Raw genomic sequence first — 24,272 nt, 5'->3', positions numbered from 1 at the left:
GACAGTCTTACCAGTCAGTGCGGCGCTTCGGCCGCATGGTTAAGCGAATATTTCGGAATCTCGACGGTGATGTCTTCTTCACCAACGATAGCCTGACAGGCCAGACGCGATTGCGCCTCCAGACCCCAGGCGCGATCGAGGAAGTCTTCTTCCAGCTCGTCCGCCTCTTCCAGCGAGTCGAAACCCTCGCGGATGATGCAGTGGCAAGTGGTGCAGGCGCAGACGCCACCGCAGGCGCTTTCCATCTCGATGTGGTGTTCGTGAGCCAGCTCGAGAATCGAAGTGCCGGGCTCGGCCTCGACAACCATGCCTTCAGGGCAGAACTTCTCGTGGGGCAGAAAAATGACCTGCGGCATCAGATATCCTCGATTTCATTCAGATTGCGCCCCGACAGAGCGGCTTTCACCGTCAGATCCATGCGGCGGGCAGCAAAAGCATCGGTCACTTGCGACAGACGTTTGGTCTGCTGCTCGATGGCGTAACCATCGGTGCCTTTCATCAGTTCGGCCAGTTCCTGCATCTGCAGCTCGATGACCATGCGCTCTTCGGCGTCGAGCAAACGCTCGCCATCGGCCTCCAGAGCGCCCTGCACCGCTTCGATCAGGCGTTGGGCATCGACTTGCTGCTCGCGCAGGACGCGGGCGACCTTGTCGTCATTGGCGTGCTGGAACGAGTCCTTGAGCATCTTGGCGATTTCACCGTCGGTCAGACCGTAGGACGGTTTGACCTGAATGCTCGCCTCGACGCCCGAACCCAGTTCGCGGGCAGACACGCTGAGCAGGCCGTCGGCATCGACCTGGAAGGTCACGCGAATCTTCGCCGCACCGGCCACCATCGCTGGAATGCCGCGCAGTTCGAAGCGCGCCAGGGAGCGGCAATCGCTGATCAGCTCGCGCTCACCCTGCAGCACATGGATCGCCATGGCCGACTGGCCGTCTTTATAAGTAGTGAAGTCCTGCGCACGGGCGACCGGGATGGTGGTGTTGCGCGGAATCACCTTTTCCATCAGACCGCCCATGGTTTCCAGCCCAAGGGACAGTGGAATCACGTCGAGCAGCAGCAGTTCGCCGCCATCACGCTTGTTGCCAGCCAGCGTATCCGCCTGGATCGCGGCCCCGATGGCCACCACTTGATCCGGGTCGATTTCGGTCAGTGGCTGACGACCGAAGGCTTCGGCGACGGCTTCACGAACGCGCGGCACACGGGTCGAACCACCGACCATGACCACGGCATGCACGTCTTCCAGCTCGATACCGGAATCACGCACAGCGCGGCGGCAGGCTTTCAGGCTGCGAGCAACCATTGGCTCGATCAGCGCATCGAAGGCTTCGCGGGTCAGCTGCGCTTTCCAGTCACCGTAGGCGACTTCAACGCTGGCCGCATCGGTCAGGGCTTCTTTGGCCGCACAGGCGGTTTGCAGCAGATTGCGTTGTGCGCCCGGGTCGAGATCGGCAGACAGGCCGGCGCTCTCGATAATCCAGCCGGCAATCGCGTGATCGAAGTCATCGCCGCCCAGCGCGCTGTCGCCGCCGGTGGCCAGCACTTCGAAAACACCGCCAGTCAGACGCAGAATCGAAATATCGAAGGTTCCGCCGCCCAGGTCATAGATTGCGACCAGACCTTCGGCGTGTTGATCCAGACCATACGCCACGGCGGCAGCGGTCGGCTCGTTGAGCAGACGCAGCACATTCAGACCGGCGAGTTTCGCAGCATCCTTGGTGGCTTGGCGCTGCGCATCGTCGAAATACGCCGGAACGGTGATCACCGCACCGACCAGCTCGCCACCCAGGGTCGCTTCAGCACGCTGACGCAGGACCTTGAGGATATCAGCGGAGACTTCGACCGGGCTTTTCGGGCCTTGTACGGTGTCGATGAACGGCATGTGCGATTCGCCGCCGACAAAGCGGTATGGCAGTTGCTCGCCCAATTGCTTGACGTCGGACAAACCACGCCCCATCAGGCGCTTGACCGACAGCACAGTATTCAAGGGATCGGAGGACGCGGCCAGTTTGGCCGATTCGCCAACCTCGACGCGGTCGGCGTGATAACGCACGGCGGACGGCAGGATGACCTGCCCGTCAGCGTCGGCCAGTGGCTCGGAAAGACCACTGCGCAACGCAGCGACCAGCGAATTGGTAGTGCCCAAGTCGATCCCCACAGCCAGACGACGCTGGTGCGGTTGAGGACTTTGGCCGGGTTCGGCGATCTGCAGTAGGGCCATCGTGATCAGGACTTATCTGTATATCAGGCGTGCGACCGGAGCGGCACTGGGTTAATCGTCGAGGCGCTCTTCTAACTGGCGCACTTCGTAGGTGAGCTTGTCGAGGAACTGCATGCGCCGCATCAGGCGTTCGGCCTGTTCGCGTTGCGCCGCATCATCCCAACAGGCTGCGAAGCTTTCGTTCAACTGTTCCTGAGCCACCTTCAGGCGACGCTTGAATACCGCGACACCGTCGAGATCGGCGCTGTCCTGGAGGTCTTCGAGCTCTTCGCGCCATTGCATCTGCTGCAAGAGAAACTCGGGGTCATGGACCGTGACTTCCATCGGCACTTCATGCCCGCTGATGGTCAGCAGGTAGCGTGCACGCTGGGCAGGACTCTTGAGCGTCTGATACGCGTCGTTAAGCCGCGCAGACTGCTCGAGCGCTGAGCGCTGCTCGCGCTCGGAAGCGTCGGCAAAGCGGTCAGGATGAACACCGCGCGCCAACTCACGGTAGCGCGTGGCCAATTGCTCGAGATCCAGGCGAAAGCTCGGTTGCAGCTCGAATAAAGCGAAATGACAAGGAATACCCACGACAAGCCTCAGATGTTGAAGCTTTCGCCGCAGCCACATTCACCGCGTACGTTGGGGTTGTTGAACTTGAAGCCTTCGTTCAACCCTTCCTTGACGAAATCGAGCTCGGTGCCGTCCAGGTAAGCCAGGCTTTTCGGGTCGATGATCACTTTCTCGCCGTGACTTTCGAACACCTGATCCTCGGCAACCACCTCGTCGACAAACTCCAGCACGTAGGCAAGGCCGGAACAGCCCGTGGTGCGAACACCCAGACGAATCCCTTCACCTTTGCCGCGCCCGTCGAGGGAGCGTCGCACGTGTCGAGCAGCCGCTTCTGTCATGCTGATAGCCATCGTTGACTCCTTACTCGTCGCGCAATGCTTAGATCAAGCCTTTCTTCTGCTTGTAGTCGCGAACAGCCGCTTTGATAGCGTCTTCAGCGAGTACCGAGCAGTGGATTTTCACTGGCGGCAGAGCCAGTTCTTCGGCCAGCTGAGTGTTCTTGATGGTCTCGGCTTCGTCCAGCGTCTTGCCCTTCATCCACTCGGTGGCCAGGGAGCTGGAAGCGATTGCCGAACCGCAGCCATAGGTCTTGAACTTGGCGTCTTCGATAACGCCCTGATCGTTGACCTTGATCTGCAGACGCATCACGTCGCCGCACGCCGGAGCGCCGACCATGCCGGTGCCGACATCCGGGTCTTCCGCGTTCATCTTGCCGACGTTGCGCGGGTTTTCGTAGTGGTCGATGACCTTTTCGCTGTAAGCCATGGTGCTTAATCCTCACTCATCAGAGAGTCGCTCTTTAAGCCCTGCAACTTGGGGTCGCAGGGCCGGTTCGCGGCGACTTGAAATCAGTGTGCCGCCCACTCGATTTTCGAAATGTCGACACCGTCTTTGTACATGTCCCACAGCGGCGACAGAGCGCGCAGCTTGGTAACGGCCTCGCAGACTTTCTGCGCGGCGTAGTCGATTTCTTCTTCGGTGGTGAAACGGCCGAAGGTGAAACGGATCGAGCTGTGTGCCAGTTCGTCGTTGCGGCCGAGGGCGCGCAGAACGTACGAAGGTTCCAGGGATGCCGAGGTGCAGGCCGAACCGGACGATACCGCCAGATCCTTGAGCGCCATGATCAGCGACTCGCCTTCAACGTAGTTGAAGCTCAGGTTCAGGTTGTGCGGAACGCGGGCGGTCAGGCTGCCGTTGACGTACAGCTCTTCCAGATGCTCGACCTGCTTGTAGAAGCGGTCGCTCAGGGCTTTGATGCGCACGTTTTCGGCAGCCATGTCTTCCTTGGCTACACGGAACGCTTCGCCCATGCCGACGATCTGGTGGGTCGCCAGCGTGCCGGAACGCATGCCGCGCTCGTGACCGCCGCCGTGCATGGTCGCTTCGATGCGCACACGCGGCTTGCGGCTGACGTACAGCGCGCCGATGCCTTTAGGGCCGTAGGTTTTGTGGGCGGAGAACGACATCATGTCGACTTTCAGCTTCTGCAGGTCAATGTCGACCTTGCCAGTGGACTGAGCCGCGTCAACATGCAGCAGAACGCCCTTGGAGCGGGTCAGTTCGCCGATGGCAGCGATGTCGTTGATGGTGCCGATTTCGTTGTTAACGTGCATCACCGACACCAGAATGGTGTCTTCGCGCAGTGCCGCTTCGATCATCGCAGGGGTGATCAGACCGTCTTCAGTCGGCTCGAGGTAGGTCACTTCGAAACCTTCACGCTCCAGTTGGCGCATGGTGTCGAGAACAGCCTTGTGTTCGATCTTGCTGGTGATCAGGTGCTTGCCTTTGGAACCATAGAAATGCGCCGCACCCTTGATCGCCAGGTTGTCGGATTCGGTGGCGCCGGACGTCCAGACGATTTCACGCGGGTCGGCGTTGACCAGGTCGGCCACCTGACGACGGGCGTTTTCGACGGACTCTTCAGCTTTCCAGCCGAACACGTGGGAACGGGACGCCGGGTTACCGAAGTTTCCGTCGACCAGCAGGCATTCACTCATCTTTTGCGCAACGCGCGGATCGACCGGGGTGGTCGCAGAGTAATCAAGGTAAATCGGCAATTTCATGGACTATCTCCTAAATCAGGCTGGCTGGCGTGCCGCTAGCTCTTTGGCTGTCATTCGACGGCGGACGCTTCAATCTTGTCCAGGCGCGGCGCCTTGCCATTGCAACGACGCTGATCCTGACGCTGGGCCACTTCCTGCACCTCACGGCGAGTTACGAGGTCGGCCAAGCTGATACCGCTGAGAAATTCGTGAATCTGCAGGCTCAGGTCGCACCACAGGTGATGAGTCAGGCAGGTGTCGCCGGAATGGCAGTCGCCCTGGCCCTGGCACTTTGTAGCATCGACCGATTCGTTGACCGCATCGATCACCTGAGCCACCTGGATGCCCTGCATGTCGCGCGACAGCTGGTAACCACCGCCTGGACCGCGAACACTGGAAACCAGGTTACTGCGGCGCAGCTTGGCGAAAAGCTGTTCGAGATAGGACAGGGAGATGCCTTGGCGCTCGGAGATATCGGCCAGGGACACCGGCCCGTGCTGCGCGTGCAACGCCAGGTCAAGCATGGCGGTCACGGCGTATCGGCCTTTTGTAGTCAGTCGCATGGACAATTACCACGGAGTTCGGAATGGGCGGGAGTATGCAATTCCCGAGCATTTAAGTCAACTATAAGACCTAGTGCTTTAGTCGGGTTTACCCGCAAAAGAGCGCGCGCATCATAGCAAAGGCTGGCGGCGTACAGCCAGCGGTACCGCGTTATCGTTCTTCGCGAGCAAGCCCGCTCCCACAGGGGGGATGCATTCCAATGTGGGAGCGGGCTTGCTCGCGAAACACAGCGCCCCGGTTTAGCTGGCCTGGCTCTGATCCTTGCCCTTCACGCAAGCGAAATCTTCTTCGCGCAGCTCAGGCAGATCTTTCGCACAGTAATTACTGCCCAGATCCTTCAGCGCGCCGCACATCCCCTCCAGTCGTCCGTCCACCGCTTGCAGGTGATCGAGCAACTGACCGATGGCGCGAGCCACCGGGTCGGGCATGTCTTCGCTGACGCCATAGGCGTCGAAACCAATCTTCTCGGCCATCGCCTTGCGCTTGGCGTCCTGCTCTTCATCGGTTTTGACGATGATCCGCCCCGGAATCCCCACCACTGTGGCGCCCGGCGGCACTTCCTTGGTGACCACTGCATTGGAGCCGACTTTCGCGCCAGCCCCCACCGTGAATGGACCGAGCACTTTGGCACCAGCACCCACGACAACCCCATCACCCAGCGTCGGGTGGCGCTTGCCCTTGTTCCAACTGGTGCCGCCAAGGGTTACGCCCTGATAAATGGTCACGTCATCGCCGATCTCGGCGGTTTCACCAATGACGATGCCCATGCCGTGGTCAATGAAAAAGCGCCGACCAACTTTGGCACCCGGATGAATCTCGATCCCGGTCAACCAACGACCGAAGTTCGACACCAGCCGCGCCAGCCATTTCAGCTCGTTGCGCCACAGCATCCCGGCCAACCGATGAATCCAGATCGCGTGCATACCGGGGTAGCAGGTCAGGACTTCAAAAGCGTTACGCGCCGCCGGGTCTCGATGGAATACGCTCTGGATATCTTCACGCAAACGCTCAAACATCATTCAGTCCTTCCGCTTAAGAAGCTCACCACGGGCCGCTTTCTGGGTTTCCGTGAGGATGCCACGCAAAATATTCATTTCCGCCCGGCTGACCGAGCTGCGTCCGTACAATCGGCGCAGGCGCGCCATCAAGTGCCTTGGCTTTTCCGGATCGAGGAATTCGATGGCAACCAGCGTCTGCTCCAGATGCTCGTAAAAGCGCTCCAGCTCATCCATGGTCGCGAGTTCGGCGCTTTTCACCGAGGCCACTTCTTCTTTCTCGATCTTGGTCGGCTGCCCTTGAGCGGCCAGCCAGGCCATGCGCACTTCGTAGCTCAACACCTGCACCGCCGCCCCGAGGTTCAACGAGCTGAACTCAGGATCGGAGGGGATGTGCACGTGAAAGTGACATCGCTGCAGCTCCTCGTTGGTCAGGCCGGAGTCTTCACGACCGAACACCAACGCGATTTGTGCGCCCTGCCCCGCTTCCTCGACCACTTTGCTCCCGCATTCGCGGGGATCGAGCAGCGGCCAGGGAATACGGCGGTCACGGGCGCTGGTGCCGAGCACCAGATTGCAGCCGACCAAAGCGTCTTCCAGAGTGGCGACGACTTGGGCGTTTTCAAGAATGTCACCGGCACCGGAAGCACGCGCATCGGCTTCGTGGTGCGGAAACAACCGCGGTTCGACCAGCACCAGCCGCGACAGACCCATGTTTTTCATGGCGCGCGCGGCCCCGCCGATGTTGCCGGGGTGGCTGGTATTGACCAGGACGACACGAATGTTCTGCAGCAAGGGAGGCGCTCTCGGACACAGGAAAGGGGTGCAAATCTTACAGAACAGCCTACCGTTAAGCTATGAAAGCGAACAGCGACCTTCACCTGAAGAAAAGTTCTGATAGAATGCGCGGCTTTCTTTAACAACCTTAGGTGACACATCCATGCAGCCCATGCTGAATATCGCGCTGCGCGCCGCCCGCAGCGCCAGTGAACTGATCTTCCGCTCCATCGAGCGCCTGGATACCATCAAGGTCGACGAAAAAGACGCCAAGGATTATGTATCCGAGGTCGATCGCGCCGCCGAACAGAAAATCATCGATGCTCTGCGCAAGGCTTACCCGAATCACTCGATCCAGGGTGAAGAGACCGGCATGCATGTCGGTAACGGCATCGAAGGCGAAGAGTACCTGTGGATCATCGATCCACTGGACGGCACCACCAACTTCCTGCGTGGCATTCCTCACTTTGCCGTCAGCATTGCCTGCAAATACCGTGGTCGCCTGGAACACGCTGTGGTTCTGGACCCGGTTCGCCAGGAAGAATTCACCGCCAGCCGTGGTCGCGGCGCTCAACTGAACGGTCGTCGTCTGCGCGTCAGCGGTCGCACCAGCCTCGACGGCGCTCTGCTGGGTACTGGCTTCCCGTTCCGTGACGACCAGATGGACAACCTCGACAACTACCTGGGCATGTTCCGCGCCCTGGTTGGCCAGACTGCCGGCATCCGCCGCGCCGGCTCCGCCAGCCTGGACCTGGCCTACGTGGCTGCCGGTCGTTTCGACGCGTTCTGGGAGTCGGGCCTGTCCGAGTGGGACATGGCTGCCGGCGCCCTGCTGATTCAAGAAGCTGGCGGCCTGGTGAGCGACTTCACCGGCGGTCACGATTTCCTTGAGAAAGGCCACATCGTTGCCGGCAACACCAAATGCTTCAAGGCAGTCCTGACGGCGATCCAGCCGCACCTGCCGGCTTCGCTGAAGCGTTAAGCTTCCCGCGAAAAGCAAAAAGCACCCTTCGGGGTGCTTTTTTTATGCCTGCGATTTCAGCCTCCACTCGAATCCACTGTGGGAGCGGGCTTACTCGCGAAGGCGGCGCGTCAGCCAACATTAATTCTGGATGGTAGACCGCATTCGCGAGCAAGCCCGCTCCCACAGGGTCTTTGTGGTGAGGCTTGAATGGCAGGCACAAAAAAGCACCCCGCAGGGTGCTCTTTTTTAAACGATCAGACGGTTATTGAGCCGGCTGATTCTGCGACAGAATCAACTTACCTTCCTTGTCCACCGGAATCTGGTTGCCCGGATCACGGTCCATCCGCACTTTGCCTTCCTTGCCATCCAGCGAATAACGCACGTCGTAACCGACAACCTTGTCGCTGATGTCATTCACGGTGTTACAGCGAGTCTGGGTGGTGGTGTAGGTATCGCGGTTCTGCATGCCTTCCTGCACCTTGTTACCGGCATAACCGCCACCGACCGCGCCAGCGACCGTGGCAATCTTCTTGCCGGTACCGCCGCCGATCTGGTTACCCAGCAAACCACCCGCTACCGCACCAATCGCGGTACCGAGGATCTGGTGTTGATCCTTGACCGGCGCCTGGCGGGTTACAGCAACATCCTTGCACACTTCACGTGGAGTCTTGATCTGTGTTTTGACCGGCTCAACGGCCAGCACTTGCGCATACTCAGGGCCGCTTTTAACCAGGCTGTAGGTGGCAACAGCACCCCCGGCAGTCACACCGACAGCACCCAATACCGCACCAACCAGCAACGACTTGTTCACATGAACCTCCTGACCATCACATGCGGGACGCGCCCGCGCTTCTCCCAGCCTTGGAGCATAAAAAAAGGCGCGAGTTCAACTCGCGCCTTTTTCGGGCTGACAGCCGGAGAAACGATGGCCGTTATGGACGGTCGTCGACTTCCTTCTCGGTGTTGGCCGGAGGAATCAGATCCTCGGTGCTCAGGTTCAGCCAGATCAGCACCACGTTCGCGATGTAGATCGACGAGTAGGTACCCGCCAGAACACCGATGAACAGGGCAATGGAGAAGCCGAACAGGTTGTCGCCACCGAAGAACAGCAGCGCAGCGATCGCCAGCAAGGTGGAGATCGACGTCGCCATGGTCCGCAGCAAGGTCTGGGTGGTCGAGATGTTGATGTTCTCGATCAGCGAAGCCTTGCGCAGCACACGGAAGTTCTCACGAACCCGGTCGAACACGACGATGGTGTCGTTCAGCGAGTAACCGATGATCGCCAGTACCGCCGCCAGCACCGTCAGGTCGAAGGTGATCTGGAAGAACGACAGGATACCGACAGTCACGATCACGTCGTGAATCAGCGAAACGATGGCGCCGACCGCGAATTTCCATTGAAAGCGGAAAGCCAGGTAGATCAGGATGCCGCCGAGCGCCAGCAGCATGCCGAGGCCGCCCTGGTCGCGCAGCTCTTCACCGACCTGCGGGCCGACGAACTCGACACGCTTGACCGTCGCCGGGTTGTCGCCGCCGACTTTCTGCAAAGCCTCGGCCACCTGGTGACCCAACTGCGGGTCTTCACCCGGCATGCGCACCAGCAGGTCAGTGGTTGCACCAAAGCTCTGCACGATGGCTTCGTGGTAACCGGAAGTCACCAGCTCTTCACGCACTTTGGTGACGTCGGCCGGACGCTCGTAGGTCAGCTCGATGAGCGTACCGCCGGTGAAGTCCAGGCCCCAGTTCATGCCCTTGTGGACGACGCTGAAAATAGCCAGCAACGTGAGAAACACTGTGACGCCGAACGCGAAGTTGCGAACGCCCATGAAGTTGATTGTACGTAACATGGCAGCCCCTTAAATCCACAACTTCTTGAAGTCACGTCCGCCGAAGATCAGGTTGACCATTGCGCGGGTCACCATGATGGCCGTGAACATCGAGGTAAAGATCCCGAGGGACATGGTCACTGCGAAGCCCTTCACCGGGCCGGTGCCCATGGCGAAGAGGATGCCGCCGACCAGCAGAGTGGTCAGGTTGGCGTCGAGAATCGCGGTGAATGCCCGGCCGAAGCCTTCGTTGATTGCACGCTGCACGGTCATGCCGGCTGCGATCTCTTCACGGATCCGCGAGAAGATCAGCACGTTGGCGTCGACCGCCATACCCATGGTCAGGACGATACCGGCGATACCCGGCAGGGTCAGCGTTGCACCCAGCAGCGACATCAGCGCCAGCAGCAGCACCATGTTCACCGCCAGCGCGACCGTGGCGATCAAACCGAAGAAGCGGTAGATGGCGATGATGAACAGCGAGACGAACAGCATGCCCCACAGCGATGCATCGATACCTTTGGTGATGTTGTCAGCACCCAGGCTCGGACCGATTGTGCGCTCTTCAGCGAAGTACATCGGCGCGGCCAGACCACCGGCACGCAGCAGCAGCGCCAGCTCGGACGATTCACCCTGGCCGTTCAGGCCGGTGATGCGGAACTGCGCTCCCAGCGGCGACTGAATGGTCGCCAGGCTGATGATCTTCTTCTCTTCCTTGAAGGTCTGCACCGGCACGTCTTTCTCGACCCCGTCGACAACCTGCTTGGTGTAAGTGGTCACCGGACGCTGCTCGATGAAGATCACCGCCATGCTGCGACCGACATTCGAACGGGTCGCGCGGCTCATCAGCTCACCACCGTGACCGTCCAGACGGATGTTCACTTCTGGTGTGCCGTGCTCGCCGAAACCAGCCTTGGCGTCAGTTACCTGGTCACCGGTGATGATCAGGCCACGCTCGATCTGCGCAGGAGGACGCTTGCCTTCACGGAACTCGAAGGTTTCGGAAGTGGCTTTCGAAGCCCCCGGCTCTGCAGCCAGACGGAACTCAAGGTTGGCCGTCTTGCCTAGAATACGCTTGGCTTCGGCAGTGTCCTGCACGCCAGGCAGCTCAACCACGATGCGGTTGGCGCCCTGACGCTGAACGATCGGTTCGGCAACACCCAGCTCGTTGACGCGGTTACGTACCGTGGTCAAGTTCTGCTTGATGGAGTATTCACGGATTTCCGCCAGCTTGGCCGGGGTCATCGCCAGACGCAGCACCGGTTGACCGTTGAGGTCGGCCGGAACAATGTCGAAATCGTTGAAGTTCTTGCGGATCAGCGCACGGGCCTGTTCGCGGGAGTCAGCATCGCTGAAGCCCAACTGAATGGCGCCGCCCAGTTGTGGCAGGCTGCGATAGCGCAGCTTCTCTTTGCGCAGCAGACTCTTGACGTCGCCTTCGTAGACTTTCAGGCGGGCGTCGAGGGCTTTGTCCATGTCCACTTCCAGCAGGAAGTGCACACCACCGGACAAGTCCAGACCCAGCTTCATCGGGTGCGCGCCGAGGTTGCGCAGCCATTGCGGGGTGGTCTGTGCCAGGTTCAGTGCGACGACGTAGTCATCACCCAATGCCTTGCGCACAACGTCTTTGGCCGGCAGCTGGTCTTCAGCCTTGGTCAGACGGATCAGACCGCCCTTGCCGTTGGCGGCCAGCGAAGCTGCCTTGACGTTGATCCCGGACTCACGCAGCGCGGTGCTGACGCGATCCAGATCGGCCTGATTGACCTGCAGGGCCGTGCTGGCGCCGCTGATCTGAATGGCCGGGTCATCAGGGTATAGATTGGGAGCGGAATAAATCAGACCGACCGCCAGCACCGCCAGGATCAGAATGTATTTCCACAGAGGATATTTGTTCAGCATCACGCCGCCCGTTATGAACGCGGGGCGCCTTGCGCGCCCCGTCGATTGAGTAGAAGTTGGAACCTTAGATCGCTTTCAGCGTGCCTTTTGGCAGCGTGGCGGCGATGGCGCCCTTCTGGAACTTCATTTCCACGGTGTCGGAAACTTCCAGAACCACGAAGTCATCGGCCACTTTGGTGATCTTGCCGGCGATGCCGCCGGTGGTAACCACTTCGTCACCCTTCGCAAGGCTGCTCAGCAGGTTCTTCTGCTCTTTGGCGCGCTTGGCCTGTGGACGCCAGATCATCAGGTAGAAGATGACCAGGAAGCCGACCAGGAAAATCCACTCGAAGCCGCCGCCCATTGGGCCTGCAGCAGCCGGTGCAGCTGCGTCAGCCATGGCGTTAGAGATAAAAAAGCTCATTTAGCACTCCAGTTGCAAATGTTGAATCTTGGGGTCAGAAAACTCAGTCCAAAGGCGGAACGGGGAGCCCGCGTTTGGCGTAGAAGGCATCGACAAAGGCGGCCAATGTACCCTGTTGAATAGCCTCGCGCAAACCAGCCATCAGCACCTGATAATGGCGCAAGTTATGGATGGTATTGAGCATGCTGCCGAGCATTTCGCCGCACTTGTCCAGGTGATGCAGATAAGCGCGGGAGAAGTTCTGGCAGGTATAGCAATCGCAGGTCGGATCCAGCGGCGAATCATCATGGCGATGGAACGCGTTACGGATCTTCAGCACGCCTGTATCAATGAACAGATGCCCATTGCGGGCATTACGGGTTGGCATCACGCAATCGAACATGTCCACACCGCGGCGCACACCCTCAACCAGATCTTCCGGTTTGCCAACGCCCATAAGGTAACGAGGTTTGTCAGCCGGCATCATGCCCGGCAGATAATCCAGCACCTTGATCATCTCGTGCTTCGGCTCGCCCACCGACAGACCGCCAATGGCCAGGCCATCGAAGCCGATCTTGTCCAGACCTTCCAGCGAGCGCATGCGCAGATCCTGGTGCATGCCGCCCTGAACAATACCGAACAGCGCCGCGGTGTTGTCGCCATGCGCGTTTTTCGAGCGCTGGGCCCAACGCAGCGACAGCTCCATGGATACGCGGGCGACGTCTTCGTCAGCCGGGTACGGCGTGCATTCGTCGAAGATCATCACGATGTCGGAACCGAGATCGCGCTGCACCTGCATCGATTCTTCCGGGCCCATGAACACTTTCGAGCCGTCGACCGGGGAGGCGAAGGTCACGCCCTCCTCCTTGATCTTGCGCATCGCGCCCAAGCTGAACACCTGGAAACCGCCGGAGTCGGTGAGGATCGGGCCTTTCCACTGCATGAAGTCGTGCAGGTCGCCGTGCTCCTTGATCACCTCGGTGCCCGGACGCAGCCACAGGTGGAAGGTGTTGCCCAGAATGATTTCCGCGCCAGTGGCGACGATGTCACGCGGCAACATGCCCTTGACCGTGCCGTAGGTGCCCACCGGCATGAACGCCGGGGTCTCGACGGTGCCACGCGGAAAGGTCAGCCGACCACGACGAGCCTTGCCATCGGTGGCAAGCAGTTCAAAGGACATGCGACATTCGCGACTCATTCTGTTTCCTCTGGGCCTGTGTGTTCAGGGGCAGTCGGGGCGGGATTACGGGTGATGAACATCGCATCACCGTAGCTGAAAAAGCGGTAGCCGTTGTCGACGGCGGCTTTATAGGCGGCCATGGTTTCGGGATAACCGGCGAACGCCGAAACCAGCATCAACAGCGTGGATTCCGGCAAATGGAAGTTGGTGACCAGGGCGTCGACCACATGGAACGGCCGGCCCGGGTAGATAAAGATGTCGGTGTCGCCGCTGAACGGCTTGAGCACGCCATCACGCGCGGCACTTTCCAGCGAACGCACGCTGGTGGTACCCACGGCAATCACCCGCCCGCCACGCTCACGGCACGCGGCAACGGCGTCGACCACGTCCTGGCCGACTTCCAGCCACTCGCTGTGCATGTGGTGATCTTCGATCTTGTCGACGCGCACCGGCTGGAACGTCCCCGCACCGACGTGCAGCGTGACGAACGCGGTCTCGACGCCCTTGGCGGCAATCGCCTCCATCAGCGGCTGATCGAAATGCAGCCCCGCCGTCGGCGCCGCCACCGCCCCCAGGCGCTGGGCGTACACGGTCTGATAGCGCTCGCGATCCGAGCCTTCATCCGGGCGGTCTATATAAGGAGGCAACGGCATGTGCCCGACGCGATCGAGCAGCGGCAGCACTTCTTCAGCAAAGCCCAGCTCGAACAGCGCATCGTGACGCGCGAGCATATCGGCTTCGCCACCGCCGTCGATGAGGATCTTCGAACCCGGCTTCGGCGACTTGCTGGAGCGCACATGGGCCAGCACGCGGTGCGAATCGAGCACGCGTTCGATGAGGATTTCCAGCTTGCCGCCCGAGGCTTTCTGCCCGAACAACCGCGCCGGAATCACCCGGGTATTGTTGAATACCATCAAATCGCCCGGGCGCAAATGCTCAAGCAAATCAGTGAATTGACGGTGTGCAAGGGCGCCGCTCGGCCCATCAAGGGTCAGCAGGCGACTACCGCGACGCTCGGCCAACGGGTGGCGGGCGATCAGCGAATCAGGAAGCTCGAAGGTAAAGTCAGCAACGCGCATGATGGGGTTCGTCTAGCAGGGCCGGAAAGTCTAGCGGAATTATCAAAAATTGACCATGAAACGTGATTGACCAACGGTAATCACCTCTCTATACTTCGCCGCCATTGAGCCCTGATGGCGGAATTGGTAGACGCGGCGGATTCAAAATCCGTTTTCGAAAGGAGTGGGAGTTCGAGTCTCCCTCGGGGCACCAAAATTAAGAAAGGTCTTGCTTAGCAAGGCCTTTTTTTTCGTCTGTCGGAAAGTGCCCCCTCTCCACTCAATGGCCACCTGCTCACCCGCGATGAGACCGGTTGCGCGATAAACTTGGCGAAGTATTGATCGCTAAAAGCGAAGAACTTCAGACGCTTGCCACAAGCTCAAAGCCTGCTGGCGATTTCTTGCCACATATGGTCGTAGTTGTATTTCAACCAACGAATCAGCAACTTGTCGAACAACCTGCGAAACCAATTACGCTGCCGCGCCACAAGCCTTTCCTCTATCTCGCCCCTGAGCCAATCAGGGTCAAAACCTGTCCAGACAGTCGGCAAGACCGCTGCAATGTTCATAAAGCACACCGGCGCTACTTCTGAATAAAAAATCTCGTAGAGCACCGCTGGATCGACGCCTTTTAGCTGGCATGCGATGTAATCGTAATCAGTGGGAAAATGGTTGAACGGTTCGGACAGTGCAGCTCTAACGTTTGTCAGTTGTGGTTCATTCAGAAAATGCTCCAACGGGAAAACCCCTCCATTTGCGTTCCACTGGCGCGGCGCAGTTCAAACGACGAGCCGAGACAGGAACTCAGATATCTGGATCAGGCGCACGCGGGGCTTGAACAACTCCCCCAAACAAACGCTCAGCTATCTGACGACCTCGTTCCTGGCCCTCCTCCGTCAACCAGATCGATTTGTTCCTGTTTACCGGATTACTGATGAGACCCTGTTCATGCAATCGGTTCATGACTTCAAAATCGAAGCCTTTCCATGCATTGCCGTCGTCGGAACTGAAAGCGGCCAACAGGGCAAGCACAGCCTCTTCAATCAACTTTTCGTCGTATTCCATGATCGTCGCTCCGCTCATATGCCTGAACTATCGTTGAGTTTGTCTGGCAGCTCATACTCGCTGGCCATCCTGAGAAACTCGTTCTGTTGCTTAGGTCATTGAATGTCTCGGCGCTGTCCGTGCAACCTGTTTTGCCTAGGGACTGCACCTGATGCGTCCACTCAGTATAATCACGCACGCCCGCAGCCGGTCTTCCGCCCCGTTGCGACTATCGCTGGTCGTACCGAATTTCAAGACTCAAGCTCAAGAACCTCCAAGGCCAACCATGGAAACGTCACTGGAAACCGTCGCCCTGTTCTCCCTCAAACTCGCTTACGAGGAGGAAGGCCTGAGCCCGATTCTGCGGGATGACATGGTTATGGGTGACTATCAGAAAGACGTTTTCGAACTGCTGGTGCGCCGGGGTGATGTCGAAACCATTCAGTTCAAGATGAACGAGTGCCTGGGCTTGGCGATGGATGCGTTGGGCGGCGTCGAGAAACCGCTGGGGCGGGAGCTGCACAAGCTGTCAGCCGATTTCAGTCAGTCGCAGTCGCTGGAGCAGCTTGATCAGCCGCTCCTCGCGCTCAAGGGTTATCTGAAAGACATTCTCTGATCAGTTGCTTCACTCGCTGACCTTTCAGCGTCGAGCCTTCAAAACCCGAATATCCGTGGGAAACCCATCCGCCCCCACAATCTTCTTCCAGCCCACATACTGAAACTCGCCCCGCTCATCAATGTAATCGCCCTTCTCCACCGACCGGCCACCGACGATCGCCACGCGTTTTTCCTCGCCACAGCCGCCATCCGACGGGCGCACGGTATAAATCACATACGGCTTCACATACTGCGTGGCGCGAAAGTATTGGCCGCAAATTTCGTCGACGGTGATCAGCATGGTTTTCAGGCGGGCTTCGCCGTCCATGTCTTCGTGGAGTTTGAGGAAGGAGATGTCGCCGACGTCGCTGTAGCCGAGTGAACGGGCGCGTTTGTATTCGGGGGAGTTCTGATGAGCGATACGGCCTTGCTCGGCGGCCTGATTCATTCTGGCGGCAAACTCGGCATTGCCTTGAGCAATGGTTGCCTCGGCCTGGGCGGCGACGTTTTCGCATTGCGCGAATTCGCGGGAGCTGAGGTATTGGGGCGTCAGGTTCGAGCGGCGCTGGTTCATGCTCCGCAGGCTGTTCTCCAGATCGCCGATCACCTCATAGGCGCTGGGTACGCGACCGCTCTGGACGTCGGCGATTTTCTCCTGCATTCGCTGGCAGTTGCCGAGGTAATACTGCCAGCTGCTTTCCGGGGGCTCCTTCCACTCGGCGAATGCCGGGGTAATGACAGCGGCGCACGTGATTGCACAGAGCAAGCGCAGAACAGAAGCGGCTTTTGGCATGAGTAGTCCATTACAGGAATCAAGAAAGTGGCGCGACGCTACTATTTTGCTATCGTGCCGTCCACTGTCGGCAAGGTGCCGAGCGTTTGTACCGTGACGGGTTTCGAAGGATGGATACGATGGATGTTGTGTTTTTCTTTATCGCCTGGATAGGCATGTGGGTCTGGGTCGTCAGGCAGCGTGGTGCGTGGAATCTGCTACTCGCCAATGTGTTGGGTGCGGCCAGCGGCATGATTGTCGGCCTGGTGGTTTCGCAGCTTTGTGTCGGTCTGTTCGGCTCTAGCCGGCCACCGGTCCCGGGGGTCATGGGATCGCTTCTGGAAATGCTGGCGACTGCCGCGGCGCTGACCGGCGTATGGATGCTGGTGGCACGTCGCTCGCAGGTCGAACACCCTGTCGCGCGTCAGCTACTGGCCGGCCTTTGCGGCGTTGTGGCCGGCATAACGGCGATCATGTTTTTTGTTCAGATCAATCCGCCCAATCTCGGCATGTGAATGTCTTCGTGGCGTCAGACCTCTATTTTGATATCTTGCCGTCCATCTTCAGCACTCACCGCCAGTGGGTGCTGTTTTGCAGGCTATTGAAGGGTTAAGGAAAGGATCGAATGGAGTTTCTGAGTTTTCTGGCATTTATCGCCGCCTGGGGTTTGATGTGGCGCTGGGTGGTGAAAAACCGCGGCAGCTGGAATCTGTTTTACGGCAACATCGTTGGCGCGGCGGGCGGTTTTATCGTCGGCATGGTGGTGCTGTCGATCTTGCTGTCGATATTCCCGTCGGCGCATAAATCCGCAAAAGCGCCAATTGAAGACGTGATCACACAGAGTGATGTGACCACCAGTCTGTTGCCCGAAGCCGAGTCGGATTCGACGTCCGCGGTGCTGGAAAACGCGCCGGGCTTTGCCGCGATCGAGCCGGATAACCAACCTTCTCCGCCGGATTCCGCACTGCTGCCGAATTACGCCAGCCGGGCGCCGAAATCGATATCGGAAAAAACCGTCCTGGATCAGAGCGACGCGCAGGGCCGTAAAGCGCTCACCGCGCTGCGCGACAAGCTTGGGCAAAATGCCGACAGCGATAAATCGATGCTCGCGTATGTCATGTGCGGCACGGTGGTCACCAGCACACTGCGCTTCCCAGCGTCGGAGCGCTTCGCCGACAGTTCCGCCATTGTCACCAAGCGCTTCAAGGATCAGGTCTACACCCTCAGCAACAAGGTCACCGCGCGCAACATGAACGGCGATGACGTCACTTATCGCTTCGACTGCTCGGTGCAGGAGCAACCCGCGTCCGCCGAATGGCGACTGCTGGCGCTGAAGCTGCAGAAGGCTGACTCTTAAGCCTCGTTTAAGGGTTCAAGGCGCCGGCTGCGCTATCATCGCCAGCCTGTGCGCCTTGAGCTTTGCCCCCTGAATGTCCCCGATACCTGCTGACCTGAATCCGCTACCTCCCGTCCTGGCCGGCCCACTGCTGCGCCGGCTGGAAACCACGCGCGTGGTGCTGTGGCTGGTCGGTACGCGTCAACTGTCGCTGACGTTGCGCCTGCAAGGCGTAGGAGATATCCCTCTCGATGCCGGGAGGTGCACGGTCATTCCTGTAGGCCGTCATGCGTTCGTTCATTTGATTGACGTTGTGCTCGACAGCGCCCTGCCCTGTCAGACCGTTGTGGGTTACGACTTGCTGATCGATGGCCAGCAGCGAATTGCCGACTGGGCACCACATCTGGTGTATGGCGATGCTACTTGCCCGAACTTCGTCGTGCGCTCACGGATCGATCAATTGCTCCACGGCTCCTGCCGCAAGCCGCATCATCCGGCGGCAGACGGTCTGCTCTGTGTCGATCAGTTGCTGGCGATAGAAACCGATCCACAACAACGCCCCGCCCTGTTGATGATGAGCGGCGACCAGATCTACGCCGACGATGTTGCCGGCCCGATGCTGCGGGCGATTCATGCGTTGATCGAGCGCCTCGGTCTGTTCGACGAACACCTCGAAGGTGCCGTGGTCAGCGACAGCGCCAAGCTCTACCAACACCCGGCCAGTTACTACCACCGTGCGGATCTGTTACCGGCGCTGGAGAGCAACGAGACCTTGCGCGAGCGATTTTTCGGCGGTGCGCGTAAGCCGATTTTCACCAGCAGCAGTGCTGACAATCACCTGGTGACCTTCGCCGAAGTGATGGCGATGTATTTGCTGGTGTGGTCGCCGATTGCCTGGGGGTTGATCAATCCTGCTGCTCCAGCGCTGACGCCTGAACGCTTGAAGCGCTACACCCTGGAGCAGACCCGAATCGATGGTTTCAAGGCCGGGTTGGCCAACGTTGCCCGGGCGCTGGCGCACCTGCCGAGCCTGATGATTTTCGATGACCACGACATCACCGATGACTGGAACCTTTCCGCGCAATGGGAGGAAACCGCCTACGGTCATCCGTTCTCCAAACGCATCATCGGCAACGCCTTGATCGCGTACATGTTGTGTCAGGGCTGGGGCAATAATCCGGACGCGTTCAAGGATGTGCTGGAGAACACTCGCCGCCTGAGCGCCAGTGGTGACGATCAATATCTCGACAGCCCGGTGCAGGACGCGCTGATCGATGACTTGCTGCGCTTTCAGCATTGGCATTTCGTGCTGCCGAGCAGCCCGGCGCTGGTGGTGCTCGACACCCGCACCCGGCGCTGGCGCAGCGAGATGGCACTCAAGCAACCCTCCGGTTTACTGGACTGGGAAGCGCTGAGCGAACTGCAGCAGGAGCTGCTTGATCATCCGTCAGCGATCATCGTTTCACCGGCGCCGATCTTCGGCGTGAAGCTGATTGAAACCGTTCAGAAGGTTTTCAGCTGGTGCGGTTATCCACTGCTGGTCGACGCCGAAAACTGGATGGCTCATCGCGGTGCGGCGCAGGTGATCCTGAACATTTTCCGACACACCCGCACACCCGGAAACTACGTGGTGCTGTCCGGCGATGTGCATTATTCCTTCGTCTACGAAGTGCTTATCCGACACCGCAAGGCCGGGCCACGGATCTGGCAGATCACCAGCAGCGGGATCAAGAACGAGTTCCCGAAAACCCTGCTGGAATGGTTCGACCGCCTCAACCGCTGGCTCTATTCGCCGCGCTCGCCGTTGAACTGGTTCACCAAACGCCGACGCATGCGCATCGTGCCGTACACCCCGGAACATGCCGAAGCGGGTGAACGGCTGTGGAATTCAGCCGGGATCGGCCAGGTGTTTTTCAATGCGCTGGGGCAGCCGAGCGAGATCATTCAGCACAATTCGAACGGGGCGCTGAAGACGCGGATGCTGGCGCCGGAGTTGGGGGATTATCCGGACTGACGTGCACCTATTCCAATGTAGGAGTGAGCCTGCTCGCGATTGCGGTAGGCCATTCAAAATGTATATCGCCTGATACACCGCTATCGCGAGCAGGCTCACTCCTACAGGGGGTTCGTTTGCGCGTCAGTGCGCGATCACGGCACGCCCCACCCCTCTGACAATCATCCCCACCTCCCGCTCATCAATCGTCAGCGGCGGCAGCAGCCGTATCGTCTTGCCACGCGTCACGTTGATCAGCAATCCATGATCCCGCGCAGCAATCAGCGTCAGATCGCGGAGCGGCTGTTTCAACTCGATACCAATCATCAAGCCCTGCCCGCGAATCGCCAACACATTGGGGTTGTCTGCCAGTTCGGCGCGCAGGCGGGTCAACAGGCGCTCACCCTGCACCCGGACATTTTCCAGCAAGCCCTGTTCTTCGATGATATCCAGCACCGTGCAACCGACCCGGCAGGCCAGCGGGTTGCCGCCGAAGGTGCTGCCATGGCTGCCGGGCGTGAACAGGTCCGCCGCTCTGCCCCGCGCCAGACAGGCGCCGATCGGCACACCGTTGCCGAGGCCTTTGGCCAGGGTCATGACGTCCGGCACGATACCTTCATGCTGGAACGCAAACCACTGGCCAGTGCGGCCGATACCGGTCTGGATTTCGTCGAGCATCAACAGCCAGGCGCGCCGATTGCACACTTCCCGCAGGGCTTTGAGGTAGCCGGGCGGCGCCAGTTGCACGCCGCTTTCGCCCTGGATCGGCTCGACCAGAATCGCCACGATGCGCGCGCCATGCTTGTGCTGCAGCTGATCCAGCGCCGCCAGATCACCGAAAGGCACTTTGACGAAATCCCCCGGCAGATCATTGAAGCCCAGGCGCACCGCCGGGCCATCACTCGCCGACAACGTACCGAGCGTGCGGCCATGAAATGCGTTGGCCATGACCACCACCAGCGGCTGTTCGATACCTTTGCTCCAGCCGTACAAGCGCGCAAGTTTCAGTGCAGTCTCGTTAGCCTCAGCACCCGAGTTATTGAAGAACGCGCGATCCATGCCCGACAGCTCAGTCAGCCGTTTGGCCAGTTGCTGCTGCCAGTCGATGCTGTACAGGTTGGAGGTGTGCAACAGCAGCCCCGCCTGTTCGCTAATAGCAGCGACGATCCGTGGGTGCGAGTGCCCTACGTTGGTCACCGCAACCCCGGCGACGGCATCCAGGTATTCACGACCGGCCTGATCCCACAGGCGAGTGCCCAGACCTCTGGTGAAACTCAGAGCCAGCGATTGGTAGGTGTTCATCAGGGCGGCGGTCATGACTTCAAACTCCAGTGAAGGTCGGTGTGTTTGCAGTATGGTTAGCCACCAGAACTGGATAAACTCGGTAAAACTTCAATCATTTAAAAGCAGAGCTTGATAATGGACCTGTTGCAGGCAATGAGCGTCTACGTGAAGGTTGTAGAAGCCGGGAGCATGACGGCGGCCGCGTTGCAGTGCGAAATGTCCACGACCATGGTCGGAAATCACCTGCGCGCACTGGAGCAACGGCTCGGCGTGCAATTGTTGCAGCGCACCACCCGCCGGCAGCGGCTTACCGAGTTCGGCAACGTGTACTACCAGCGCTGTCTGGACGTTCTGGGTCTGGTGGCCGACTCCGAACGCTTGGCCGAACAGGCCCTAGACGAGCCACGCGGCCTGTTGCGCATCACCGCGCCGCTGACCTTTGGTGTCGAACGCCTGGCCCCAGCGCTCAGTGAATTTTCCCTGCAATACCCGCAGGTGAAAATGGATGTGGTGCTGACCAACCGCCGCCCGGATCTGCTGGAAAGCGGCCTCGACGTAGCGTTTCGGCTGGGACATTTCGAGCAGTCGAACCTGATCGCCCGGCCGCTGATCGACTACACCCTGACCGTGTGCGCTTCGCCGGCTTACGTCGCCCGACGCGGCATGCCGATCACCCCGGAAGACCTGCAACAACACGACTGCCTGTCGTTCGCCTACCCTGCCGGCGACGACTGGCAATCAGTGGAAAAACGCTGGCGCCTCAGCGGCCCGGACGGCGAGATTCTGGTCGACGTCAGCGGCCCGATGCTGATGAACACCTCCGCCGGCCTTCATCAGGCAGCACGCACCGGCATGGGCATCGTCATGCTGCCGGATGCGCTGGTGGAACAGGATCTGCGCGACGGCAAACTGGTGACGGTGATACCCGATTACCAGCCACCGAGCCGCCCTTTGCATTTGCTCTATGCCCCGGATCGTTATCGTTTGCCCAAGCTGCGGCGCTTCGTCGAATTCGCAATGCAAACCTGGGGCAGATCCTGACTCAATTGCTATCGACTACGCTCCGGTGATTGCCGACAAGGATGCTGTTATCGATGAGAAACGACCTTACCGTACGCGATCTGTTGCCCGACGAAGTGGAGCCAGTTCGGCTGTTTCTCGGCCTACATGGCTGGGGACACCGAACAGGCTCCAGCGACTACTTCACTCAACTGATCGAAAACTCGCAACGCACTGCCGTCGCACTGAGCGGCGAAAAAATCATCGGTTTTGCCCGAGGCATCACCGATGGTTTGTCCAACGGTTATCTGTCGATGGTCGTAGTTGATGGCCAGCATCGGCGCGCCGGCGTCGGGCGCGCACTGGTCGAGCATGTCATGGGGGACAACCCCGAGATCACTTGGGTACTACGCGCCGGGCGCGAAGGTGCGGAGGCGTTTTTTGCCAGTTTGGGGTTTGAAACATCGGTAATTGCCATGGAGCGACCGCGCTTGAAATAACCGCCGCCGAACATGGCAACCGCTATGATTCATCTTCTCTTTCAAGCACGGACGCCAATTGATGCTGATCACTCTGCAAAACACCCCTCTGTGGGTTTATGCGGTTTTCCTGGTACTCGTTTATTTCGGGATCAAGGCTCGCACGCCCAGCCCCAAGAGCCGTTTAGCAATGCTGGTCACACCACCAGTGTTAATAGCCTGGTCTCTCTTCTCAATAAATCTGACGCTTAACCCAGCCCTGTCCCTCAGCTGCTGGATTGGCGCCCTCTTGCTGGGCGGCGTTACGGCATGGCTAATGTTTTCGGCGCAATACGTGACGCTTGATGATTCGCAAACAGGACTGATCTTGCCCGGCACTTGGAAAGTGTTGATGTTGTACCTGCTGTTTTTTGCCGTGAATTACTACTTCGGTTATCAGGATGACGTGCATCCGGAGCAAGCCTCTGCTCTGGATGCACTGTTGTTGAAAGCCGCGATTTCAGGTTTCGTCTGCGGGTTGATCGGCACTCGTTCGCTGAAGTACTACCGTTTGCTGCGCACGCTTCAGTCCCAACGCCGACAAATAACCTCGCAGTAATTCAGGAACCAGTTTTCACCAACACCGGTTTCTCCTGATAACGCTGCGCAAACAACTGCTTCAACTGCGCGACCTTGGGCATGTCGTTGATCACGATGTACGGATAGCTTGGGTGTTCGGTGAGGAAATCCTGGTGATAGTCCTCCGCCGGGTAAAAGCCGTTGTAGGTTTCCAGTTGGGTGACGATCGGTTTGTTGTAGGCATGCGCCGCGTCGAGTTGGGCGATGTAGGCCTGGGCCACACGTTGTTGATCGGCATTGACCGGGAACAGCGCCGAGCGATATTGCGTGCCGCTGTCCGGCCCCTGGCGGTTGAGTTCGGTCGGGTTGTGGGCCACCGAGAAGTAGATCTGCAGCAGGCTGCCGTAACTGACTTGCGTCGGATCGAAGGTGACTTGCACTGACTCGGCATGACCGGTATCGCCTTCACTGACCCGCTCGTATTCCGCCGTGTTCGCCGCACCGCCGGCATAACCGGAAACGGCTTTCTGCACACCTCTGACGTGTTGGAAAACCCCTTGCACGCCCCAGAAACAACCACCGGCGAACACCGCGGTTTCACTGTGCGCCTGAGTGGTTTCGTCGAGGGCTGGCGGCGGGATGGCCACCGCATCCTCTGCACCGAAAGAGAACGCCGAGCACTGACCGATCACACCGGCCATGGCGACACCGAGCAACGCACGGCGCCAGTTGTTTTGAGCTTTCATG

The 24,272-nt window shown here is 59.3% G+C and carries 28 protein-coding genes and 1 tRNA gene; 9 read left to right on the top strand and 20 right to left on the bottom strand.

All coding sequences use genetic code 11. The annotated features are described in order from the left end of the window. Nucleotides 1–14: 14 nt before the first annotated feature. The 9 genes from fdx to trmJ form a co-directional block, all read right to left on the bottom strand. The gene (gene fdx / locus KCG87_RS16795) at nucleotides 15–356 is read right to left on the bottom strand and encodes an ISC system 2Fe-2S type ferredoxin (protein ID WP_007964424.1); all 342 of its coding nucleotides are present in this window, start codon (nucleotides 354–356) and stop codon (nucleotides 15–17) included. Beyond that, entirely contained in the window at nucleotides 356–2,221 is a 1,866-nt protein-coding gene (gene hscA / locus KCG87_RS16790) for a Fe-S protein assembly chaperone HscA (RefSeq protein ID WP_003227899.1), read from the bottom strand. Before hscA ends, fdx begins: the two co-directional genes overlap by 1 nt. A 51-nt stretch (nucleotides 2,222–2,272) precedes the next feature. Beyond that, nucleotides 2,273–2,794 carry a co-chaperone HscB gene (gene hscB, locus KCG87_RS16785; RefSeq protein WP_003227901.1) on the bottom strand — a complete coding sequence of 174 codons (522 nt, stop codon included), beginning with the start codon at nucleotides 2,792–2,794 and terminating at the stop codon, nucleotides 2,273–2,275. Nucleotides 2,795–2,802: 8 nt separating this feature from the next. Then, nucleotides 2,803–3,126 carry an iron-sulfur cluster assembly protein IscA gene (gene iscA, locus KCG87_RS16780; protein ID WP_003227904.1) on the bottom strand — a complete coding sequence of 108 codons (324 nt, stop codon included), beginning with the start codon at nucleotides 3,124–3,126 and terminating at the stop codon, nucleotides 2,803–2,805. A gap of 28 nt (nucleotides 3,127–3,154) precedes the next feature. Then, nucleotides 3,155–3,541 carry a Fe-S cluster assembly scaffold IscU gene (gene iscU, locus KCG87_RS16775; RefSeq protein ID WP_003227907.1) on the bottom strand — a complete coding sequence of 129 codons (387 nt, stop codon included), beginning with the start codon at nucleotides 3,539–3,541 and terminating at the stop codon, nucleotides 3,155–3,157. Nucleotides 3,542–3,624: 83 nt separating this feature from the next. Further along, complete coding sequence (locus tag KCG87_RS16770; protein WP_007964423.1) at nucleotides 3,625–4,839, bottom strand: IscS subfamily cysteine desulfurase; 1,215 nt, start codon at nucleotides 4,837–4,839, stop codon at nucleotides 3,625–3,627. 50 nt (nucleotides 4,840–4,889) lie between these two features. Further along, nucleotides 4,890–5,381, bottom strand: a complete 492-nt coding sequence (gene iscR, locus KCG87_RS16765; protein ID WP_007956690.1) for a Fe-S cluster assembly transcriptional regulator IscR — start codon at nucleotides 5,379–5,381, stop codon at nucleotides 4,890–4,892. Between the two features lie 240 nt (nucleotides 5,382–5,621). Beyond that, complete coding sequence (gene cysE, locus KCG87_RS16760; protein ID WP_003227913.1) at nucleotides 5,622–6,398, bottom strand: serine O-acetyltransferase; 777 nt, start codon at nucleotides 6,396–6,398, stop codon at nucleotides 5,622–5,624. Between the two features lie 3 nt (nucleotides 6,399–6,401). Further along, a complete protein-coding gene (trmJ, locus tag KCG87_RS16755) occupies nucleotides 6,402–7,172 on the bottom strand; it encodes a tRNA (cytosine(32)/uridine(32)-2'-O)-methyltransferase TrmJ (protein WP_027612138.1) in 771 nt (256 codons plus the stop codon). 145 nt (nucleotides 7,173–7,317) lie between these two features. Between trmJ and suhB the strand changes: the two genes are divergently transcribed. After that, complete coding sequence (gene suhB, locus KCG87_RS16750) at nucleotides 7,318–8,136, top strand: inositol-phosphate phosphatase (RefSeq protein WP_003227916.1); 819 nt, start codon at nucleotides 7,318–7,320, stop codon at nucleotides 8,134–8,136. A 244-nt stretch (nucleotides 8,137–8,380) separates the two neighbouring features. Here suhB and KCG87_RS16745 read toward each other — a convergent pair whose 3' ends face one another. From KCG87_RS16745 to queA, 6 genes are all read right to left on the bottom strand, one after another. Further along, nucleotides 8,381–8,929: a glycine zipper 2TM domain-containing protein gene (locus KCG87_RS16745; RefSeq protein ID WP_027612139.1), complete on the bottom strand. Its 549-nt coding sequence runs from the start codon at nucleotides 8,927–8,929 to the stop codon at nucleotides 8,381–8,383. Between the two features lie 121 nt (nucleotides 8,930–9,050). Further along, nucleotides 9,051–9,965: a protein translocase subunit SecF gene (gene secF, locus KCG87_RS16740; RefSeq protein WP_003227920.1), complete on the bottom strand. Its 915-nt coding sequence runs from the start codon at nucleotides 9,963–9,965 to the stop codon at nucleotides 9,051–9,053. Between the two features lie 9 nt (nucleotides 9,966–9,974). Then, complete coding sequence (gene secD / locus KCG87_RS16735) at nucleotides 9,975–11,843, bottom strand: protein translocase subunit SecD (protein WP_098965483.1); 1,869 nt, start codon at nucleotides 11,841–11,843, stop codon at nucleotides 9,975–9,977. A gap of 64 nt (nucleotides 11,844–11,907) precedes the next feature. Further along, nucleotides 11,908–12,246, bottom strand: a complete 339-nt coding sequence (gene yajC / locus KCG87_RS16730; RefSeq protein WP_003227923.1) for a preprotein translocase subunit YajC — start codon at nucleotides 12,244–12,246, stop codon at nucleotides 11,908–11,910. Between the two features lie 43 nt (nucleotides 12,247–12,289). Beyond that, a complete protein-coding gene (tgt, locus tag KCG87_RS16725; protein WP_161794909.1) occupies nucleotides 12,290–13,405 on the bottom strand; it encodes a tRNA guanosine(34) transglycosylase Tgt in 1,116 nt (371 codons plus the stop codon). Between the two features lie 14 nt (nucleotides 13,406–13,419). Then, on the bottom strand, nucleotides 13,420–14,484 hold the full coding sequence (gene queA, locus KCG87_RS16720; RefSeq protein WP_210558525.1) for a tRNA preQ1(34) S-adenosylmethionine ribosyltransferase-isomerase QueA: 1,065 nt from the start codon (nucleotides 14,482–14,484) through the stop codon (nucleotides 13,420–13,422). Between the two features lie 108 nt (nucleotides 14,485–14,592). On the opposite strand from queA, the gene KCG87_RS16715 reads away from it, so the two are divergent. Next, nucleotides 14,593–14,677 (top strand) — tRNA-Leu (locus KCG87_RS16715). A gap of 166 nt (nucleotides 14,678–14,843) precedes the next feature. Here KCG87_RS16715 and KCG87_RS16710 read toward each other — a convergent pair. Further along, entirely contained in the window at nucleotides 14,844–15,200 is a 357-nt protein-coding gene (locus tag KCG87_RS16710; protein WP_027612144.1) for a hypothetical protein, read from the bottom strand. A 67-nt stretch (nucleotides 15,201–15,267) separates the two neighbouring features. Beyond that, the gene (locus KCG87_RS16705) at nucleotides 15,268–15,528 is read right to left on the bottom strand and encodes a DUF6429 family protein (RefSeq protein WP_027612145.1); all 261 of its coding nucleotides are present in this window, start codon (nucleotides 15,526–15,528) and stop codon (nucleotides 15,268–15,270) included. A gap of 265 nt (nucleotides 15,529–15,793) precedes the next feature. On the opposite strand from KCG87_RS16705, the gene KCG87_RS16700 reads away from it, so the two are divergent. After that, entirely contained in the window at nucleotides 15,794–16,123 is a 330-nt protein-coding gene (locus tag KCG87_RS16700) for a hypothetical protein (RefSeq protein WP_210558526.1), read from the top strand. 24 nt (nucleotides 16,124–16,147) lie between these two features. Here KCG87_RS16700 and KCG87_RS16695 read toward each other — a convergent pair whose 3' ends face one another. Further along, nucleotides 16,148–16,897 carry a hypothetical protein gene (locus tag KCG87_RS16695; RefSeq protein ID WP_210558527.1) on the bottom strand — a complete coding sequence of 250 codons (750 nt, stop codon included), beginning with the start codon at nucleotides 16,895–16,897 and terminating at the stop codon, nucleotides 16,148–16,150. A gap of 119 nt (nucleotides 16,898–17,016) precedes the next feature. Between KCG87_RS16695 and KCG87_RS16690 the strand changes: the two genes are divergently transcribed. From KCG87_RS16690 to KCG87_RS16680, 3 genes are all read left to right on the top strand, one after another. Next, on the top strand, nucleotides 17,017–17,391 hold the full coding sequence (locus KCG87_RS16690) for a hypothetical protein (RefSeq protein WP_049827877.1): 375 nt from the start codon (nucleotides 17,017–17,019) through the stop codon (nucleotides 17,389–17,391). A 110-nt stretch (nucleotides 17,392–17,501) separates the two neighbouring features. Next, a complete protein-coding gene (locus KCG87_RS16685) occupies nucleotides 17,502–18,233 on the top strand; it encodes a hypothetical protein (RefSeq protein WP_210558528.1) in 732 nt (243 codons plus the stop codon). A gap of 73 nt (nucleotides 18,234–18,306) precedes the next feature. After that, nucleotides 18,307–20,226: an alkaline phosphatase D family protein gene (locus KCG87_RS16680; RefSeq protein WP_210558529.1), complete on the top strand. Its 1,920-nt coding sequence runs from the start codon at nucleotides 18,307–18,309 to the stop codon at nucleotides 20,224–20,226. A gap of 123 nt (nucleotides 20,227–20,349) precedes the next feature. Here KCG87_RS16680 and KCG87_RS16675 read toward each other — a convergent pair whose 3' ends face one another. Further along, nucleotides 20,350–21,522 (bottom strand): aspartate aminotransferase family protein, encoded by a 1,173-nt coding sequence (locus KCG87_RS16675; protein WP_210558530.1) that lies wholly within the window; start codon nucleotides 21,520–21,522, stop codon nucleotides 20,350–20,352. A gap of 102 nt (nucleotides 21,523–21,624) precedes the next feature. Between KCG87_RS16675 and KCG87_RS16670 the strand changes: the two genes are divergently transcribed. The 3 genes from KCG87_RS16670 (at nucleotide 21,625) to KCG87_RS16660 (ending at nucleotide 23,565) form a co-directional block, all read left to right on the top strand. Further along, nucleotides 21,625–22,530, top strand: a complete 906-nt coding sequence (locus tag KCG87_RS16670; RefSeq protein WP_134787282.1) for a LysR family transcriptional regulator — start codon at nucleotides 21,625–21,627, stop codon at nucleotides 22,528–22,530. A 53-nt stretch (nucleotides 22,531–22,583) separates the two neighbouring features. Next, nucleotides 22,584–22,988: a GNAT family N-acetyltransferase gene (locus KCG87_RS16665; RefSeq protein WP_135296511.1), complete on the top strand. Its 405-nt coding sequence runs from the start codon at nucleotides 22,584–22,586 to the stop codon at nucleotides 22,986–22,988. A 61-nt stretch (nucleotides 22,989–23,049) separates the two neighbouring features. Then, nucleotides 23,050–23,565, top strand: a complete 516-nt coding sequence (locus KCG87_RS16660) for a hypothetical protein (RefSeq protein WP_210558531.1) — start codon at nucleotides 23,050–23,052, stop codon at nucleotides 23,563–23,565. 1 nt (nucleotide 23,566) lies between these two features. Here the strand turns inward: KCG87_RS16660 and msrA are convergent, their stop codons facing one another. Next, nucleotides 23,567–24,271, bottom strand: coding sequence for a peptide-methionine (S)-S-oxide reductase MsrA (gene msrA / locus KCG87_RS16655; protein ID WP_210558532.1), 705 nt, complete (start codon nucleotides 24,269–24,271; stop codon nucleotides 23,567–23,569). Nucleotide 24,272: the final 1 nt, after the last annotated feature.

The sequence above is a fragment of the Pseudomonas sp. MWU347 genome (assembly GCF_017947305.1).
Classification (GTDB): domain Bacteria; phylum Pseudomonadota; class Gammaproteobacteria; order Pseudomonadales; family Pseudomonadaceae; genus Aquipseudomonas; species Aquipseudomonas putida_A.
This window is presented reverse-complemented; position numbering and strand designations above follow the sequence as displayed.

Coding starts and splice junctions, on each gene's coding strand:
- fdx (WP_007964424.1), bottom strand. CDS start 356: ATGCCGCAGGTCATTTTTCTGCCCCACGAGAAGTTCTGCCCTGAAGGC.
- hscA (WP_003227899.1), bottom strand. CDS start 2,221: ATGGCCCTACTGCAGATCGCCGAACCCGGCCAAAGTCCTCAACCGCAC.
- iscA (WP_003227904.1), bottom strand. CDS start 3,126: ATGGCTATCAGCATGACAGAAGCGGCTGCTCGACACGTGCGACGCTCC.
- iscU (WP_003227907.1), bottom strand. CDS start 3,541: ATGGCTTACAGCGAAAAGGTCATCGACCACTACGAAAACCCGCGCAAC.
- KCG87_RS16770 (WP_007964423.1), bottom strand. CDS start 4,839: ATGAAATTGCCGATTTACCTTGATTACTCTGCGACCACCCCGGTCGAT.
- iscR (WP_007956690.1), bottom strand. CDS start 5,381: ATGCGACTGACTACAAAAGGCCGATACGCCGTGACCGCCATGCTTGAC.
- cysE (WP_003227913.1), bottom strand. CDS start 6,398: ATGTTTGAGCGTTTGCGTGAAGATATCCAGAGCGTATTCCATCGAGAC.
- suhB (WP_003227916.1), top strand. CDS start 7,318: ATGCAGCCCATGCTGAATATCGCGCTGCGCGCCGCCCGCAGCGCCAGT.
- secF (WP_003227920.1), bottom strand. CDS start 9,965: ATGTTACGTACAATCAACTTCATGGGCGTTCGCAACTTCGCGTTCGGC.
- secD (WP_098965483.1), bottom strand. CDS start 11,843: ATGCTGAACAAATATCCTCTGTGGAAATACATTCTGATCCTGGCGGTG.
- yajC (WP_003227923.1), bottom strand. CDS start 12,246: ATGAGCTTTTTTATCTCTAACGCCATGGCTGACGCAGCTGCACCGGCT.
- tgt (WP_161794909.1), bottom strand. CDS start 13,405: ATGTCCTTTGAACTGCTTGCCACCGATGGCAAGGCTCGTCGTGGTCGG.
- queA (WP_210558525.1), bottom strand. CDS start 14,484: ATGCGCGTTGCTGACTTTACCTTCGAGCTTCCTGATTCGCTGATCGCC.
- KCG87_RS16705 (WP_027612145.1), bottom strand. CDS start 15,528: ATGGAATACGACGAAAAGTTGATTGAAGAGGCTGTGCTTGCCCTGTTG.
- KCG87_RS16700 (WP_210558526.1), top strand. CDS start 15,794: ATGGAAACGTCACTGGAAACCGTCGCCCTGTTCTCCCTCAAACTCGCT.
- KCG87_RS16695 (WP_210558527.1), bottom strand. CDS start 16,897: ATGCCAAAAGCCGCTTCTGTTCTGCGCTTGCTCTGTGCAATCACGTGC.
- KCG87_RS16690 (WP_049827877.1), top strand. CDS start 17,017: ATGGATGTTGTGTTTTTCTTTATCGCCTGGATAGGCATGTGGGTCTGG.
- KCG87_RS16685 (WP_210558528.1), top strand. CDS start 17,502: ATGGAGTTTCTGAGTTTTCTGGCATTTATCGCCGCCTGGGGTTTGATG.
- KCG87_RS16680 (WP_210558529.1), top strand. CDS start 18,307: ATGTCCCCGATACCTGCTGACCTGAATCCGCTACCTCCCGTCCTGGCC.
- KCG87_RS16675 (WP_210558530.1), bottom strand. CDS start 21,522: ATGACCGCCGCCCTGATGAACACCTACCAATCGCTGGCTCTGAGTTTC.
- KCG87_RS16670 (WP_134787282.1), top strand. CDS start 21,625: ATGGACCTGTTGCAGGCAATGAGCGTCTACGTGAAGGTTGTAGAAGCC.
- KCG87_RS16665 (WP_135296511.1), top strand. CDS start 22,584: ATGAGAAACGACCTTACCGTACGCGATCTGTTGCCCGACGAAGTGGAG.
- KCG87_RS16660 (WP_210558531.1), top strand. CDS start 23,050: ATGCTGATCACTCTGCAAAACACCCCTCTGTGGGTTTATGCGGTTTTC.
- msrA (WP_210558532.1), bottom strand. CDS start 24,271: ATGAAAGCTCAAAACAACTGGCGCCGTGCGTTGCTCGGTGTCGCCATG.